The following is a 13,715-nucleotide window of genomic DNA, read 5'->3' on the forward strand; positions in this document are numbered from 1 at the left end:
TGAGCAAAAATTACCGATTTGGCAGAATCGGTTCAAGCCAATTCTGAGAATTCAGCGAAAATAGTAAAGTCCGAGTGTTGGAATAACCGGCATTAGATCGATCGGTTTACGAATCGTGTCTCCACCGTTGCCAGATGGGTCACGTCCGTTTAGTCTGTTCCCACCTGCCTTTGCTCCTTTTTTCCCCTCCCGGAGTTCCTTTCCATGCGCTTTCTGCGATTGCTCCTGCTGACGTGTGCCGCCGGCGTCCTCAGCCCGGTTGTGAGGGCCGAGGTGAAACTGCACCCGATGTTCTCCGACCACATGGTCCTGCAGCAGAAGACCGAAACCACCGTTTGGGGCACGGCCACGCCGAACGCCGATGTCAGCGTCGGTCTGATGCAAACGGGCGGAGACAAGGCGGTCGACGTGCTCCTCAAGGCCGGTGCCGACGGCAAGTGGGTGGCCAAACTGCCGCCGCAGAAGGCGGGCACCGGCTACACGCTCACCGCTCAGTCCGGCGGGACAACGGTCACGCTCAAGGACGTGGCCGTCGGCGAAGTGTGGCTCTGCTCCGGGCAGTCGAACATGGAGTGGATGGTCAAGCAACTCAATAAGGACGGCCAAGCGAAGAAAGTCGCCGACGCGGCGACGAACAAGAACATCCGCCTCTTCACCGTGCCGAACCGCCCGTCGGCGAAGCCGGAGGCTGACTTCCCGGTGAGCAAGACGGAAGGCCTGTGGTTGGAGTGCAACCCCGAGAACGTGATGAACTTCTCGGCCGTCGGCTATTTCTTCGGCCGGGACATCCAGAACGACCTGAAGGTGCCGGTCGGCCTGATCGCGTCCGATTGGGGCGGCACGTCGTGCCAGTCGTGGACCAGCCGCGAGGCCCTCACGGCCAACAGCGACCTGAAGTACTACGTCGAACAGTTCGACACCGCGATGAAGGGCTACGACCCGGCGAAGGCCGACGAGAGCTACAAGGCAGCGATGGAGAAGTGGAAGGCCGCGGCCGACAAGGCGAAGGCTGACGGCAAGCAAGCACCGACGGCCCCGCGGAAGCAAAGCAACCCCGGTTCCGGCCCGACCACGACCACGCTGTTCAACGGCATGATCGCGCCGATCACACACTACGCCATCAAGGGCGCGATCTGGTACCAGGGCGAGTCGAACGCGGGCAGGGCGGCCGAGTATTACACCCTTTTCCCGGCGATGATTACTGACTGGCGGAAGCAATGGGGCTACGACTTCCCGTTCTTCGCGGTGCAGTTAGCCCCCTACAAGGGCGCCACAAACGGCCCGGCCGGCGGCCTGGACTACGCGGAACTCCGCGACGCCCAGGTTCACGCCACGAAGACGCTGAAGCACGTGGGCATCGCGATCATCACCGACGCCGGCGACGAGAACGACATCCACCCGCAGAAGAAGGAACCGGCCGGCGACCGCCTGGCCCTCGCCGCCCGCGCCGTCGCCTACGGTGAGAAGGTTGAGTACCAAGGGCCGACGTACAAGTCGATGACCGCCGACGGCGGCAAGGTGAAGGTCGCGTTCGACCACGCCGCCGGCCTGTCGGCGAAGGGCGATTCGCTCAACGGCTTCGCCGTCTGCGGCGAGGACAAGAAGTTCTACCCGGCGAAGGCGACCATCGAGGGCGAGAACGTGATCGTCACGAGTGAGAGCGTGGCGAAGCCGGTCGCGGTCCGCTACGGGTGGGTGAACTTCGCGAAGCCGGAGTTGAACCTGTTCAACAAGGCCGGTCTCCCGGCCGTGCCCTTCCGCAGCGACAACTTCCCGCTGACGACCGCGACAACCAAGAAGTAACGTCGAAAGGCGAAAGCGGAACGCGGACGACGCGAATTGGAACGCCGGATGAAAACCGGATAAAACCAGAATATCGGTTCTGGTTTATCCGCGTTCTCCGCGTCTTCCAATCCGCGTCGTCCGCGTTCCGCCTTTGTTTTTTGGACCCCTCCGAATGTCGAAATCAGCAGTCATCATCGGCGGCGGCGTCATCGGCACAGCGTGCGCTTACGACCTCACACGGTCCGGCTGGCGGGTCACGGTGTTGGACCGCGGCACCATCGGCGGGGCCTGTTCGCACGGCAACTGCGGCTACGTTTGCCCGAGCCATGTCCTACCGCACGCAGGGCCGGGGGCCGTGTGGTCGACGATGAAGACACTCTTTCAGAAGAACTCGCCGCTGAAACTCCGACCGCTGTCGGTACTGTCGAAACTGAGTTGGTTCCTCGGCTTCGCCCGGCGGTGTAACGAGCGAGACATGCTCGCCGCCGCCGCCGGCATTCAGGCGCTGCTGAACTCGTCCCGCACGCTCTACGACGAACTCCTGGCCCGCGAACCGATCGCCTGCGAGTGGGAGACGAAGGGGTTGCTCTTCGCCTTCCACACGCCGCACGCCTTCGAGCACTACGCGGCCGTCGATGCGATGCTCCGCGAGAAGTTCGCGATGCCCGCCGAGCGGTACGACGCCGCCGGGATGCTGAAACTCGAACCGGCCTTGAAGCCAGGAGTTGTATCGGGCGGCTACCTGTACAAGTCGGACGCGCAACTCCGGCCGGACCGCCTGATGAGCGGGTGGCGAACCGTGGTCGAGTCGGCCGGCGGCGTGTTCCGCGAGAACTGCGAGTTCACCGGCTTCGTCGAGAAGAACGGTCGGGCCGTTGCAGCGAAGACTTCCCAGGGTGAAGTCGAAGCCGACGCCTTCGTTGTCGCCACAGGGGCGTGGACGCCGCTGTTGAATTCGCACCTCGGCTGCAAAATCCCGATCGTACCGGGCAAGGGGTACTCGATCACGATGCCGCGGCCGTCCGTCTGCCCGACGTTCCCGCTAATCTTCGAGGAACACCGCGTCGCGGTCAGCCCGTTCCAGACCGGCTACCGGATCGGCTCGACGATGGAGTTCGCCGGCTACGACACCACGATGAACCCGAAACGACTCGGCCTGTTGCGCGACGGGGCCACTTTCTACCTGAAGGAGCCGACGTGCGAGCCGGTGCAGGAGGAGTGGTGGGGCTGGCGGCCGATGGTCTACGACGGCAAGCCGATCATCGACCGCAGCCCGAAGTTGCCGAACGTGCTGATCGCGGCTGGGCACGGCATGCTCGGCCTCTCGATGGCGACCGGCACGGGCAAGCTCGTCGGCGAGATACTGAACGATCAACCGCCGCATGTGGATGCGGCGGCGTATGGGTTGAAGCGGTTCGGCTGAGCGTCACTCGAAGAACTGCCGCACGACCACCCGCCATCCGTTCAGGGGAGGGGGCAGTTGCAAAGCCTGATCACCGCGAAGAATCTGAGGGGCTTCCTCACCCGTGAAGTACGCATGTAATTCTTCGGTCTGCGAGTCCAGCACGACCACGGCCGTCACGCCGGCTTGCAGGTACTCGCCGATCTTCACGAGGATGTCCGGCCACCGGTCTGTTGGCGACCGCACCTCGAACACCACTTCCGGCACCACGGACAAATACCCCCGCCGCGGCAGCGGGCCACGGGGTACGCGGTCGAAGCTGTAGAAAGCCACGTCCGGACCGCGAACCGTGTCCGGGTCGCGCTCAGTAATGACGCCGGAGTCGTTCGTGATGACCCGACCAATACGGTGGTCGTCCAGGAACCGTTGCAGCAGGTAGCCAACCCGAAAGCACAATTCGCCGTGGCGCGGGTAGGGCATGTTCATGGCAACGGGCACTCCGCGGATGAGCTCCTCAAGCAGCCCGTTCGATGGCAATTCGCCGAACTCTTCCGCCGTCATTAGCGCCGTCGCAACCGTCGCCATGTCATGCCCTCTCACCTGCGCCCGTCTTCCTTGGCTTACTTCGTGAACTCTTTCGCCTTCGCCTCGCACTGCTCGACCGTCATCTCGCCCTCTTGCACCCAGACGCGGTACTTGAGCTTCAACGGATGGTCCGGCGTCAGGTCGTACTCGAAGTAGTCACCGAAGCGGCCGTAATCTCGTTCGCTGCCGCGGGTCTCCTTCGGGTTGTCCGGGTGGTTGATCCGCACGGCCGTGTACCGCTTGTCGGCCACCACGAAGCTGCACGCATTCCACGGCAGGTTGACCGTCTTCGCGTCCTTGCCCTTCGCGTCCCAGTTGCGAGTTTCGCCGACCTTGCCTTTGCCGTCCGGCCGGAGGTAGTAGGTCTTCTCCTTTCCGTTCTTGCTGACTTCTTGGTTCGCCCGGAAGTGGAACCCGGCGTGCTGCGGGTCGCCGTCCAAACGGACCTTCGACAGCTTCGTCGTCAGCACCGTGGACCAGTCGATCTGCGTGCCGTCGGTGGTGTGGGGGACGACCACCGTCCGCGTCTCCTCGGCGAACGTCTTGCCGTCGCTGCCGTGCCACGAAATGTCCGCGACCTGCGTCGCCGACTTCGCGTCCGCCTTCTGCTCGACGATCTTGTCGACGTTGCTGTAGACGTTGTTCGTGCCGTGCCAGATGTCGGCCGTCTGCTTCTCGCCGTAGGTGATCTTGTTGAAGCCGAAGAAGATGCCGCGGTGGTGAGGGAAGAGGAAGTCTTTTGTGAGCGGGTGGGCACCGCTGCTCAGGTTCACCGTGCCGGTCTTCGGGTCGAAGACCTGGTGGAACGGCTTGAAGCTCATGTAGTGGGTGTCCTTCGTCGCGCCGTCGCGGGGCTTGTTGACGAAGCGGAGGACTTCGCGGTCGCCGTACTTCAGGTCGACGTACTCGCCCTTCGTTTCCTCGAAGTGGAAGGCGTCCTTCGGCGCTTGTGCCGAGAGGAGGCCGATGCTCAGGAATAAGGCGCCCAGGGAGTAGGAGAGACGTTTCATGGTGCTCACTTGCTGAAGACGAATTTCTTCGGGTTACCCGTGCCGAGGGGACCGCCGTGCGGTCGCCACAATACTAGCGTTTCGATCTCTTTCGCCAACGCGAAATCCTTATCCGTGATGCCGCCGGCGTCGTGCGTCTTGAGCTTCACCCAGAGTTTGCCCCAACTGACGCTCAGGTCGGCGTGGTGCCACGCGGCTTCGCACAGGTAGCCGACGGCGTTGACGGCCATCAGCGTCTGCGGCCAGCCGTCGGTGTTGTACTTCCGGCGAATCCAGCCGTCTTCGAGGTACCACTCGGTCAGGCCGTGCTCGGCGAACTTGGCCGCCACTTCCTCGTCGGAATAAGTTTTCTTCTCGGCCATCGTTGTTCCTCCACCGCGGTTCCCCTATCACCCAACATACCATGACACCACGCGACCGCCTGCAAATCCTCTTCCGCGAACGGGCCCTCCAGTTCGGCGACTTCACGCTCGCGTCCGGCAAGAAGTCGTCGTACTACGTGAACTCGAAGAAGGTGCTCTTCCACGCGGAGGCGATCACCCTCCTCGGCGAACTGCTGTACGAGGCGACGGCCGACCTGGACATTCAGGCCATCGGCGGCCTGGAAGTTGGCGCGATCCCGATGGCCGCTGCCACTCTCACGGCCTTCCACCGCCACGGCCGACCGCTGGAAGGGTTCTTCGTTCGCAAGCAGGCGAAGGAACACGGCAGCAAGGAGCGGCTCGAAGGCCAAGTGAAGGCCGGTGACAATGTGGCAGTCATCGACGACGTGCTGACGACCGGCGGCAGCGTCGTGCAGGCCATCGAAGCCGTCGAAGCGTTGGGAGCGAGAGTGCTGCGGGTGGTGTGCATCTGCGACCGCCTGCAGGGTGCCCGCGAGGCGCTGGCGAAGTACGACTTCCGGCCCATCTTCACCATCAAGGATTTCGGCATCGAGCCGCCGAAAAACTGAACCACCTGGAGTAAGCGATGCGTTACGCCGCCGTGATCGAGTACATCAAGGACACCGCCAAAGTCGGCGAAATTCGCCCGAAGCACCGCGAGTACCTGGACTCGCTGTTGAAGGGCGGGCAGTTGGCGTGTGCCGGGCCGTTCCTCGACGATTTCGGGGCGCTCATCGTGTACGAAGCCGACTCTGTCGAGGCGGCCGAGAAACTGATCCGGGCCGACCCGTTCCACGCCGCCGGCATCTTCGTGCGGTGGGATGTGCGGCCGTGGAAAGTGGTGTTCCACAACCCGGACGTGATGACGAAACCGATCTGATGGGGCGAAAGCCCAGGGACGGCCGTCCCTGGGCTTTCGGTCATTTGACCGCCAGCACCACGTCGATCGGCGTCGTCGTGCGGCAGCCGGTCACTTCGGTGAAGCCGATCTGCTTCAACAATTGCTCGTACTCGCCCAACGTCCGCTCGCGGCCCTCGGTGCAGGTGAGCATGTTCAAGTCTTGCAATTGCGCCCACCGCGGGCCGCTCTTATCTTCGAGTAACAGCTTCTCGGCCAGCAGTAGCCCGCCGCCCTTCGGCAAGGCTTCGTAAATCCGCGTTAGCAACTTCACGCACTTCGCTTCCGACCAGTCGTGCAGAATCCGGCCGAGGGTGTACAGGTCGGCCGACGGAATCTTGTCCTCGAAAAAGTCGCCGGCCACGACTTGAATGCGGTCGGCCACGCCGCTCGTGCCGACGATCTCGTTCGCCAACGGCACGGCCGCGGCCAGGTCGAAGACGATTCCCTTAAGGTGCTTCCACCGCTTGCAGAGGGCAATCGTCAGGTGGCCGGTCGCCCCACCCAGGTCGGCCACAGTCGTGAACCGCGACAGGTCGAAGACGTTGGCGACGGCCGGCGAACTCATCGTGCCGAAGCCGTGCATGCCCATGAGGAACTCGCGCTTGCGGCCCTCGTTCTCGAAGAAGTTGCTGAAGATCGGTCCGTCGGTGCCGTAGGTCTGCTTCCAGCGGTGCGTCCCCTCGCGGACGGCGTCTTCGAGGTTCCCCCACAGCTTCCAGACCACGTCGTTCGAGTAGTTGATGTACCCCGTCATCCGTAGCGGGCTGGTCGTCGTCAGGTAGGCCGTCGCGGCGGGCGTGTTGGCGTACTTCTGCCCGTCTCGCGTCAGAAGTCCGAGGCCGACGCAGGCGTTCAGCAGGCGAATCAAGGTGTCCTCGTGCGTCTTCGTCGTCAGCGCCAGTTCGGGGCCGGTTTTCGGGCCGCCGGCCAGCGCGTCGAACAGGCCGAGCGAGACGGCCGCGAACATCGTCTTCGACCGGCGGAACGCTTCGATGTAGTCGAGAACTAGCGACGGGTCCGGCGGCGTGATGTCGGTCGGCATGGAGAGGTTCTCGAAAGGTTATTCGGGTTTCGTCGGCTTCTCGACTTGTTCCCACAGTAGGTCGCGGCAGCCGAAGTACAGGTCCGAGCCGCGGAAGTCGTGGACGCCGGCCCGCTCGCCGGGTTGGAGCGACCAGGAATCGAGCGTGATGAAGAACTGAGACTGGAAGTAGCCGAAGTGCGCGTCGGGAACCTTCCCCGGCGAGCCCGCGGGCCGCTTCAAAATCCGCATCTCGTCCACGCCGACGAGTCGCAAGTGCAACCTCACCGGCCGCGGGTCGTCGTCCAGGTTCTTGATCGCCGGCATCAGCCGCAGAAATACGTCCACGACGAGTTGCCCCTTGCGGTACGCCTGCTTCACGCGGAGCAAGCGTGCTCCGGCGAACTTGAACTGGCGGGCGAAGTTCGGCAGGTCTTGCGGGATGAGCTTGTTCATGGGTGTCAGGCTCTTTGGAACCGATGCGGAAGCGACGGGGGTCGAGCGACAGTCTTCACCACCCCATCGCTTCTGCTCCGGGTTCCACGGAATCATACGTAAGAATCGAACACGCGAACCTTCGACCAGTTCGACTTCTGCTCGTCGATGAACTTGTTGTGCGTCGCGTCGTCCTGGTAGGCGTCGTGAGCGGCCTTCGTCTCGAACACGAGGTGCAGGCCCACGTCCCAGTCGCGGTCGTTGACCTCGCGGGTTAGTTCCGCGCACAGCGGGCCGGCCGCGAAGAACGCGATGCCGGGTTGCACGTTCAGGTACTTGTGACAGGCCGCGACGAGTTCCGCGACCTTCGCGGGGGACTTGTCCTTGAGGCCGAAGAAGACGTTGTGGGCGAGGCGTTGAGAGGCCATCGGAAAGCTCCGGGGTTAAACGTCGGGAATCTCTAACTCGTCAATCGGGTCGCCGGGCGGCTTCGGCAGCGGCGGCGGGATCGTCACGTTCGCGAAAATCTCGTCCAGCGATTGCACCACGCCGAGCAGCGACGCGGCTGCCATCTCGAAGTTGGTGTGCGGTGAGAACTCCCTGAAGTGGTCGCGGAAGTAATGGGCCACGCGGCGGACTTTCCCGACCTTGCCCTTCAACCGCCGCAGGAACTCCGGCACGTCACCTCGCTGGTGAGCGGGTTCGACGGCCCGGACGGTGTCGTACAGCGTCCGCGGCACGTCGAGCATTTCGGCGTTGTCCTGAATTTCGTCCGCGTGCTTCAGGAACGTGCGGATCATCCAGGCGTGGGCCAGCACCGCGTTCAGCCGGGCGACCGCCTCGTCCGGCGTCACGACCCGGCTTCCGCCGGCTTCGCGGCCGCAGGCTTCGGCGCGGGTGCGGCCTTACTCGCCTCGGACGCTTCCTTCGAGTACAGCACCAGGAACGTCCCGACGGCGACGAACAAGATGCCCAGCGGCAGGTGCCACGACGGGATCACCAAATCGAAGTGCCAGGGGTTGCCCGGTTTCGGGTGCCAGACGAGGCTCATCAGCGTGTTAATCAGAGGGGCGAGGCAAAAAATCAGCGGTGCGATGTAAATGCGGTACGAGGCCAGGTAGGTGCTTCGTTCGGCCTGGAACGCCGTCAACTCGGCCTTGATGCTCTCTTGCTTCACTGGGTCTGGCTCGGCCTGGATGCTGGCGGTCAGGGCGGTGACTTGCGTGTCGAACTCGCCCTTCGCAGTTTCGGTCGCGGCCTTGCTGGCGAAGATCACGCAGATCGCGCCGATGGCCCCCATCACGCCAGCGAGGCCGCTGAACACGAGGCCGTTCGGCTTCCAGTCCGGCTTGTCTTCGCTGTTGAGGAGCATCATCACGACCGGGATGACGACGGCCATGACGAAGTACGCGATGCCGACGCACAGGATCGACGCCAGCCGCCCGCCGATGGTCCCCGGTTTGGTGGTGAGTTCGGTGCCGCCGTAGAAGATGATCGGGACGTACGTACCCCACGCCAGCCCGGCGATAATCACGTAAGCCCACCACGGCAAACTCGTCATTCGGCAATCCTCGGCAAGAGAGAGCGGACGCCGGTTAATGTACAGACGGGGCGACACGTCGGCCGTTGCGAGTTTCCCCGCCTCACGGCACACCGTTCGCGGCTTCAGTACGGAAACTCGGGAAGTGAGGTGCGATCATGGTGCTGGTTCTAATGGGCGTGTCCGGCTCGGGCAAAACGACAGTCGGCAAGCTGCTGGCCGCAGACCTCGGCTGGACGTTCGTGGAAGCCGACGACTACCACCCGGCCGCCAACGTCGAGAAGATGAAGGGCGGCACGCCGTTGACCGACGACGACCGCCGCTCCTGGTTGGGTGCCCTACGGCACGAAATCGACGGAGCCTGCCGCCGCGGCGAGAACGTCGTCCTGGCGTGTTCGGCCCTCAAGCACGCCTACCAGAACTACCTGGAACAGCACGAACCGGACTGCGTCTCTTACGTCTACCTGCACGGCTCGGAGGAACTGCTCCGCAGCCGGCTGGAAGCCCGCAAGGGCCACTTCATGAACCCGAAACTGCTGGAAAGCCAGCTCGAAACGCTGGAACCGCCGACCGACGCGATCCGCGTGGACGTGACCCCGCCGCCGGCGGTCATTGCCAAGAACATCCGGCAGAAGCTCGGCTTTTAGCCGATCACGGGAACGTCTTCGCCGAGAGCGGTGGCGAGTTCGATGGCGTGGTCTTGCTCGTCGATGAGAATCTCGCGAATCACCTCGGCCATCGCGTACTCGCCCAACCCCTCACACTGCCGGACGCGCTCGCGGTAGTTTTTGATCGTCTCGACTTCGGCTTCCAGGTCGAACCGCAACATCGCCTTGGCCTCGTCGGAAGTCTTGACCGGCTTCGGCGTCACAGTGGGTTGCCCACCGAGGTAGTCGATCTGCTTGGAAATCTTGAGGGCGTGGTCGAGTTCTTCCTTCGCGTGCTGTTCCAGTTCCTTCGCGATGTGCATGTACTCGGCCCCTTTGATGACCTGCGAGTACACGACGTATGCGATGACCGCCTGGTACTCGCGCGACAGGTCTTCGTTCAGGTGAGCGATCAGTTGCTTGCGGTCGATCTTGGACGTGTCAGCCATGAGAGCCTCGGGAACAAGGGGAGGATGTACCTCGTTCCCGTCGCAACTCTGGTGCCGGGCGACGATGTCTGATTTCTCGTAAAATGGAAGCGACAACCGTCATTGCCTACAGGGAGCCGTCATGGCCGAGCCGTACAAGATCGTGATCGGGCTGGAAGTTCACGTGCAACTGCTGACGAAAACGAAGCTCTTCTGCTCGTGCCCGAACAAGTTCGGCCTGCCGCCGAACTCGGCCGTCTGCCCCGTCTGCCTCGGCCTGCCGGGGTCGCTGCCCGTGATGAACCGTCAGGCGTTCGACCTGGCGCTGAAGGCCGCACTCGCGCTGAATTGTCAAATCGCCTCGCACGCCGACCAGAAGCCCGGGTTCACGAAGTGGGACCGCAAGAACTACTACTACCCCGACCTGCCGAAAAACTACCAGATTAGCCAGTACGACCTGCCGTTCAGCCACGACGGGTTCCTGGACATCAACGTCCACCCCGACCCGAAGAAGGGGTACACGGCGAAGAAGGTCGGCATCATCCGGGCGCACCTCGAAGAAGACGCCGGCAAGAACATCCACGACGAGTCCGGCCGCGGCGGCGACACCCGTGTGGACCTGAACCGCACCGGCACGCCGTTGCTGGAGATTGTCTCGCACCCGGACATGAACAGCCCGGAGGAAGCGATCGCGTACCTGGAAGAAATCCGCCTCATGCTCCGCGAACTCGGCGTCTCCGACTGCGAAATGCAAGAGGGCAGCCTGCGCTGCGACGCGAACGTGAACGTCCACATCCCGAAGGCCGACGAGCCAAAGGGATACGCCGCGACGCCGCTAGTCGAGATCAAGAACCTGAACAGCTTCCGCTCCGTCGGCCGGGCGATTACCTACGAGGCGAAGCGGCAGTACGAGCAGTTCCAGAAAGACCCGGTCGGCTACCGCATCGACAAACTGCTGAAGACGACCGCCGGGTGGGACGACCCACGCGGCCGCACGGAAGTGCAACGGCACAAAGAAGAGGCCGCCGACTACCGTTACTTCCCGGAACCGGACCTTGTGCCGGTGATCGTCACGAAGGAGCAACTCGACGCCGTGAAGGCGACGATGGGCGAACTGCCGCAGGCCCAACGACAGCGGTTGCAAACGCAGTACGGCCTCTCGCCGAGCGACGCCGAAGTGTTCGTGGCGAAGGGCCGAAAGACCGTCGCGTACCTGGAAGAAGTCGCGAAGATCGTCGGCGACGGCAAGGCAGCCGCGAACCGCATCAGCGACCTCGTCTTCCCGGCCCTGAACGAGCGGAAGGAAGAGATTGACGAGTTTCCCGTGACCGCCGCTGCCTACGCCGACTTCGTGAAGCAGACCGGCAGCCTGAACAAGCAAGACCGCGTGGACGTGTTCAAGATCGTGCTGGAGAAGGGCGTGAGCGTCGAAGACGCGAAGACGGCCGCCGGCATCAAGGCCGTGGACGAGTCGGCGTTGCGCGAGTCGGCGAAGGCGGCGATTGCCGCGAACGCGAAGGCCGTCGCCGACTTCAAGGCCGGCAAGGACTCCGCAAAGATGGCGATCGTCGGCTTCGTGATGAAGAACAACAAGGGTGCGCCGAACGACGTGGTCCGCAAGCTCGTGGACGAAGAACTGGCGAAGGTGTAACCTCGGGGTCGACTCAAATCAAGTTGGGAGGGCCTTGCGGCCCTCCCAACTTGTTTCACTTCGCGACGAACTTCTTGATCTGGTACTTCGCCCCGTCGCCGTCGAGCCATGTCTGAAACTCGGCCTTCATGTGCGCATTGAAGTCGCCGTTGCCGTTGAACGCGGCCGGCTTCCACTTGTCGGCGGCCGTCATGCCGAGGCGGGTGAACGTCTGGTACGGGGCTGGCACGCCGGTATCGGCCTTCGACCAGTCCGATTCCAGGATCGTCTGAAGGATCAGCTTGCTCTCGTCGGCCGGAACGAGTTCGGTCTTCGCGCCGCCGGCCGGGGCCGTGCGGTACTTCGCCACCAGCATCGCGGCCGCGAAATAGCGGTCGGCGTTCTCCTTGGTCTTCAGCGACTTCATCGGGTCTTCGAACACCGCCACGGCCTTCTTCGCTAGTTCCAGGTCGGCTTTATAGTTCTCGGCCTTCGCCTCGATCGGCTGGCTGTTCCAGTTAAAAGTATAGACGCCCGCGTCGGCTTGCTTTGCGAGGAAGAACAACCCCTCGGCCCCTTCTTGGAAGTCGAACATCGACATGGCCCCGCGGCGACCGCCCCCGGCAGCAGGTTGGAAGGCGACCTTGATGTGCGTCTCGTTCTTCGCCCCGTGCAGGGCGTCGGCGATCTTCACCACCGCCACCTTGTAGCTCACCTTCTGCGACGAACCGGGGTACGACGGCAGTTCGACCTCGTCCTTCTCGATGGCCGTGACCTTACCAGTCACGACGACATCAGCCGACGCCGCCCGGATGGCGACCCCCGGCGGGGCCGCGACCTTCAGAAACGCCTCGGCGTGAACCGCGGCCATCGTGAGCGTCAAGGCGAGGCCGGCAAGGAAACGGCGGAACATGGTCCATTCTCCGGGCGGAAGGTGTCCCGGTAGTGTATCCGTCGCGGATACCCGGCGCCGAGGTGTTACCGTCCCGTGACATCCCGCAGCGCCGCTTCCAGGTCGGCGAAACGGAAGGTAAAGCCCGCGTCCGTCAACCGCTGCGGGAGGACACGCTGTCCGCCGAGGATCGATTCCGCGATCTTGCCGAGGGCGAGGCGGAGGGCGAAGCCGGGGGCGGGCAGCCAGTGCGGGCGGTGCAGCACCTTGCCGATGGTGCGACCGAGTGTGTCGTTGGTGACCGGGTTCGGCGAAGTGGCGTTGCACGGGCCGGTCAGCGTTGCCGTGTCGAGCGCGAAGAGTAAGAGGCGGGTCAGATCGGTGTGGTGAATCCAACTGAAGAACTGCCGGCCCGACCCGATGCGGCCACCGGCGAACAGTTTGTACGGCCGAAGGAGGGTGGGCAGCGCCCCGCCCTTCGGGTCGAGGACGATGCCCAACCGCGGGTGGACGACCCGAACGGCGGCGCGAGCCGGGTCGGCAGCGGTTTCCCACTCACGGCAAACGTCGGCCATGAAGCCGCTGCCGGGCGACGAGGCTTCCGTCAGCACCTCGTCGCCACGGTTGCCGTAGTAGCCGACGGCGGACGCGGAGATCAGTACCTTTGTGCGACCGGGAGTCTTTGCGAGCGTCTCAGCGATCAGCCGCGTGCTGTTGACGCGGCTGTCGCGAATCCGCTGCATGAACGCGGCCGTCCACCGATGCGCGAAGATGTTCTCGCCGGCCAAGTGCACGACGGCATCGCAGTCAGCGAGTGCGTCCTGCCACGACCCCGGCTGCGCGGGGTCGCCGACGAGGCCACCGGGCGTCGGCTTGCGGGAGAGTGTGACGACGGAGTCGCCGCGGTCCCGCAAGGCCGCGATGAGGCGAGACCCGACGAGACCCGATGCGCCAGTGATGAAGACGTTCATGGCGTTATGGTAGGCAGGCGAGCCGAGCGGCGTCAGCCGCCGGGTGAATCTCGTTGCCATTCACCCGGCGGCTGACGCCACTCGG

At 63.7% G+C, this 13,715-nt stretch carries 17 protein-coding genes; 6 read left to right on the forward strand and 11 right to left on the reverse strand.

Going from position 1 to position 13,715, the window contains the following annotated elements; all coding sequences use genetic code 11:
* The first annotated feature begins 204 nt into the window (after positions 1-204).
* Both PX52LOC_RS35875 and PX52LOC_RS35880 read left to right on the forward strand, forming a co-directional pair.
* Positions 205-1,803 carry a sialate O-acetylesterase gene (locus PX52LOC_RS35875; protein WP_149114594.1) on the forward strand — a complete coding sequence of 533 codons (1,599 nt, stop codon included), beginning with the start codon at positions 205-207 and terminating at the stop codon, positions 1,801-1,803.
* Between the two features lie 154 nt (positions 1,804-1,957).
* Positions 1,958-3,208, forward strand: coding sequence for an NAD(P)/FAD-dependent oxidoreductase (locus PX52LOC_RS35880; RefSeq protein WP_149114595.1), 1,251 nt, complete (start codon positions 1,958-1,960; stop codon positions 3,206-3,208).
* 3 nt (positions 3,209-3,211) lie between these two features.
* Here PX52LOC_RS35880 and PX52LOC_RS35885 read toward each other — a convergent pair whose 3' ends face one another.
* Genes PX52LOC_RS35885 through PX52LOC_RS35895 form a run of 3 tightly spaced genes read right to left on the reverse strand, consistent with a single transcriptional unit; the run spans position 3,212 to position 5,144 of the window.
* Entirely contained in the window at positions 3,212-3,772 is a 561-nt protein-coding gene (locus PX52LOC_RS35885; RefSeq protein WP_149114596.1) for a Uma2 family endonuclease, read from the reverse strand.
* Between the two features lie 35 nt (positions 3,773-3,807).
* Entirely contained in the window at positions 3,808-4,782 is a 975-nt protein-coding gene (locus PX52LOC_RS35890) for a DUF6807 family protein (RefSeq protein WP_149114597.1), read from the reverse strand.
* A 5-nt stretch (positions 4,783-4,787) separates the two neighbouring features.
* Complete coding sequence (locus tag PX52LOC_RS35895; protein ID WP_149114598.1) at positions 4,788-5,144, reverse strand: 4a-hydroxytetrahydrobiopterin dehydratase; 357 nt, start codon at positions 5,142-5,144, stop codon at positions 4,788-4,790.
* A gap of 41 nt (positions 5,145-5,185) precedes the next feature.
* On the opposite strand from PX52LOC_RS35895, the gene pyrE reads away from it, so the two are divergent.
* Together pyrE and PX52LOC_RS35905 are read left to right on the forward strand one after the other, a co-directional pair.
* Positions 5,186-5,734, forward strand: coding sequence for an orotate phosphoribosyltransferase (gene pyrE, locus PX52LOC_RS35900; RefSeq protein WP_149114599.1), 549 nt, complete (start codon positions 5,186-5,188; stop codon positions 5,732-5,734).
* Between the two features lie 17 nt (positions 5,735-5,751).
* Positions 5,752-6,045, forward strand: a complete 294-nt coding sequence (locus tag PX52LOC_RS35905) for a YciI family protein (RefSeq protein ID WP_149114600.1) — start codon at positions 5,752-5,754, stop codon at positions 6,043-6,045.
* A 40-nt stretch (positions 6,046-6,085) separates the two neighbouring features.
* Here the strand turns inward: PX52LOC_RS35905 and PX52LOC_RS35910 are convergent, their stop codons facing one another.
* The 5 genes from PX52LOC_RS35910 to PX52LOC_RS35930 all read right to left on the reverse strand — a co-directional run bounded on the left by PX52LOC_RS35910 (position 6,086) and on the right by PX52LOC_RS35930 (position 9,083).
* The gene (locus PX52LOC_RS35910; protein WP_149114601.1) at positions 6,086-7,108 is read right to left on the reverse strand and encodes a class I SAM-dependent methyltransferase; all 1,023 of its coding nucleotides are present in this window, start codon (positions 7,106-7,108) and stop codon (positions 6,086-6,088) included.
* Positions 7,109-7,126: 18 nt separating this feature from the next.
* A complete protein-coding gene (locus tag PX52LOC_RS35915) occupies positions 7,127-7,543 on the reverse strand; it encodes a hypothetical protein (RefSeq protein ID WP_149114602.1) in 417 nt (138 codons plus the stop codon).
* 92 nt (positions 7,544-7,635) lie between these two features.
* Positions 7,636-7,950, reverse strand: a complete 315-nt coding sequence (locus PX52LOC_RS35920) for a Dabb family protein (protein WP_149114603.1) — start codon at positions 7,948-7,950, stop codon at positions 7,636-7,638.
* A gap of 15 nt (positions 7,951-7,965) precedes the next feature.
* Positions 7,966-8,376 carry a hypothetical protein gene (locus PX52LOC_RS35925; protein ID WP_178132595.1) on the reverse strand — a complete coding sequence of 137 codons (411 nt, stop codon included), beginning with the start codon at positions 8,374-8,376 and terminating at the stop codon, positions 7,966-7,968.
* Positions 8,373-9,083 carry a hypothetical protein gene (locus PX52LOC_RS35930; RefSeq protein WP_149114604.1) on the reverse strand — a complete coding sequence of 237 codons (711 nt, stop codon included), beginning with the start codon at positions 9,081-9,083 and terminating at the stop codon, positions 8,373-8,375. The genes PX52LOC_RS35925 and PX52LOC_RS35930 overlap by 4 nt, the downstream gene beginning before the upstream one ends.
* A gap of 137 nt (positions 9,084-9,220) precedes the next feature.
* Between PX52LOC_RS35930 and PX52LOC_RS35935 the strand changes: the two genes are divergently transcribed.
* Positions 9,221-9,709: a gluconokinase gene (locus PX52LOC_RS35935; RefSeq protein WP_149114605.1), complete on the forward strand. Its 489-nt coding sequence runs from the start codon at positions 9,221-9,223 to the stop codon at positions 9,707-9,709.
* Here the strand turns inward: PX52LOC_RS35935 and PX52LOC_RS35940 are convergent.
* Positions 9,706-10,158, reverse strand: a complete 453-nt coding sequence (locus PX52LOC_RS35940; protein WP_149114606.1) for a ferritin-like domain-containing protein — start codon at positions 10,156-10,158, stop codon at positions 9,706-9,708. The two genes, PX52LOC_RS35935 and PX52LOC_RS35940, sit on opposite strands and share 4 nt — an antisense overlap.
* A gap of 121 nt (positions 10,159-10,279) precedes the next feature.
* Between PX52LOC_RS35940 and gatB the strand changes: the two genes are divergently transcribed.
* The gene (gatB, locus tag PX52LOC_RS35945) at positions 10,280-11,788 is read left to right on the forward strand and encodes an Asp-tRNA(Asn)/Glu-tRNA(Gln) amidotransferase subunit GatB (protein ID WP_149114607.1); all 1,509 of its coding nucleotides are present in this window, start codon (positions 10,280-10,282) and stop codon (positions 11,786-11,788) included.
* Positions 11,789-11,843: 55 nt separating this feature from the next.
* Here gatB and PX52LOC_RS35950 read toward each other — a convergent pair whose 3' ends face one another.
* Both PX52LOC_RS35950 and PX52LOC_RS35955 read right to left on the reverse strand, forming a co-directional pair.
* Complete coding sequence (locus PX52LOC_RS35950; protein ID WP_149114608.1) at positions 11,844-12,680, reverse strand: hypothetical protein; 837 nt, start codon at positions 12,678-12,680, stop codon at positions 11,844-11,846.
* Positions 12,681-12,745: 65 nt separating this feature from the next.
* Positions 12,746-13,690, reverse strand: coding sequence for a TIGR01777 family oxidoreductase (locus tag PX52LOC_RS35955; RefSeq protein ID WP_218575218.1), 945 nt, complete (start codon positions 13,688-13,690; stop codon positions 12,746-12,748).
* Between the last annotated feature and the right edge of the window lie 25 nt (positions 13,691-13,715).

The sequence above is a fragment of the Limnoglobus roseus genome, from assembly GCF_008254045.1.
Taxonomy (GTDB): domain Bacteria; phylum Planctomycetota; class Planctomycetia; order Gemmatales; family Gemmataceae; genus Limnoglobus; species Limnoglobus roseus.

What these genes read in the sequence shown, in the direction of transcription:
- PX52LOC_RS35875 (WP_149114594.1), top strand. Translation starts at nt 205, where the DNA reads ATGCGCTTTCTGCGATTGCTCCTGCTGACGTGTGCCGCCGGCGTCCTC.
- gatB (WP_149114607.1), top strand. Translation starts at nt 10,280, where the DNA reads ATGGCCGAGCCGTACAAGATCGTGATCGGGCTGGAAGTTCACGTGCAA.
- PX52LOC_RS35880 (WP_149114595.1), top strand. Translation starts at nt 1,958, where the DNA reads ATGTCGAAATCAGCAGTCATCATCGGCGGCGGCGTCATCGGCACAGCG.
- PX52LOC_RS35910 (WP_149114601.1), bottom strand. Translation starts at nt 7,108, where the DNA reads ATGCCGACCGACATCACGCCGCCGGACCCGTCGCTAGTTCTCGACTAC.
- PX52LOC_RS35950 (WP_149114608.1), bottom strand. Translation starts at nt 12,680, where the DNA reads ATGTTCCGCCGTTTCCTTGCCGGCCTCGCCTTGACGCTCACGATGGCC.
- PX52LOC_RS35915 (WP_149114602.1), bottom strand. Translation starts at nt 7,543, where the DNA reads ATGAACAAGCTCATCCCGCAAGACCTGCCGAACTTCGCCCGCCAGTTC.
- PX52LOC_RS35920 (WP_149114603.1), bottom strand. Translation starts at nt 7,950, where the DNA reads ATGGCCTCTCAACGCCTCGCCCACAACGTCTTCTTCGGCCTCAAGGAC.
- PX52LOC_RS35955 (WP_218575218.1), bottom strand. Translation starts at nt 13,690, where the DNA reads ATGGCAACGAGATTCACCCGGCGGCTGACGCCGCTCGGCTCGCCTGCC.
- PX52LOC_RS35935 (WP_149114605.1), top strand. Translation starts at nt 9,221, where the DNA reads ATGGTGCTGGTTCTAATGGGCGTGTCCGGCTCGGGCAAAACGACAGTC.
- PX52LOC_RS35895 (WP_149114598.1), bottom strand. Translation starts at nt 5,144, where the DNA reads ATGGCCGAGAAGAAAACTTATTCCGACGAGGAAGTGGCGGCCAAGTTC.
- PX52LOC_RS35890 (WP_149114597.1), bottom strand. Translation starts at nt 4,782, where the DNA reads ATGAAACGTCTCTCCTACTCCCTGGGCGCCTTATTCCTGAGCATCGGC.
- PX52LOC_RS35940 (WP_149114606.1), bottom strand. Translation starts at nt 10,158, where the DNA reads ATGGCTGACACGTCCAAGATCGACCGCAAGCAACTGATCGCTCACCTG.
- PX52LOC_RS35905 (WP_149114600.1), top strand. Translation starts at nt 5,752, where the DNA reads ATGCGTTACGCCGCCGTGATCGAGTACATCAAGGACACCGCCAAAGTC.
- PX52LOC_RS35930 (WP_149114604.1), bottom strand. Translation starts at nt 9,083, where the DNA reads ATGACGAGTTTGCCGTGGTGGGCTTACGTGATTATCGCCGGGCTGGCG.
- PX52LOC_RS35885 (WP_149114596.1), bottom strand. Translation starts at nt 3,772, where the DNA reads ATGGCGACGGTTGCGACGGCGCTAATGACGGCGGAAGAGTTCGGCGAA.
- pyrE (WP_149114599.1), top strand. Translation starts at nt 5,186, where the DNA reads ATGACACCACGCGACCGCCTGCAAATCCTCTTCCGCGAACGGGCCCTC.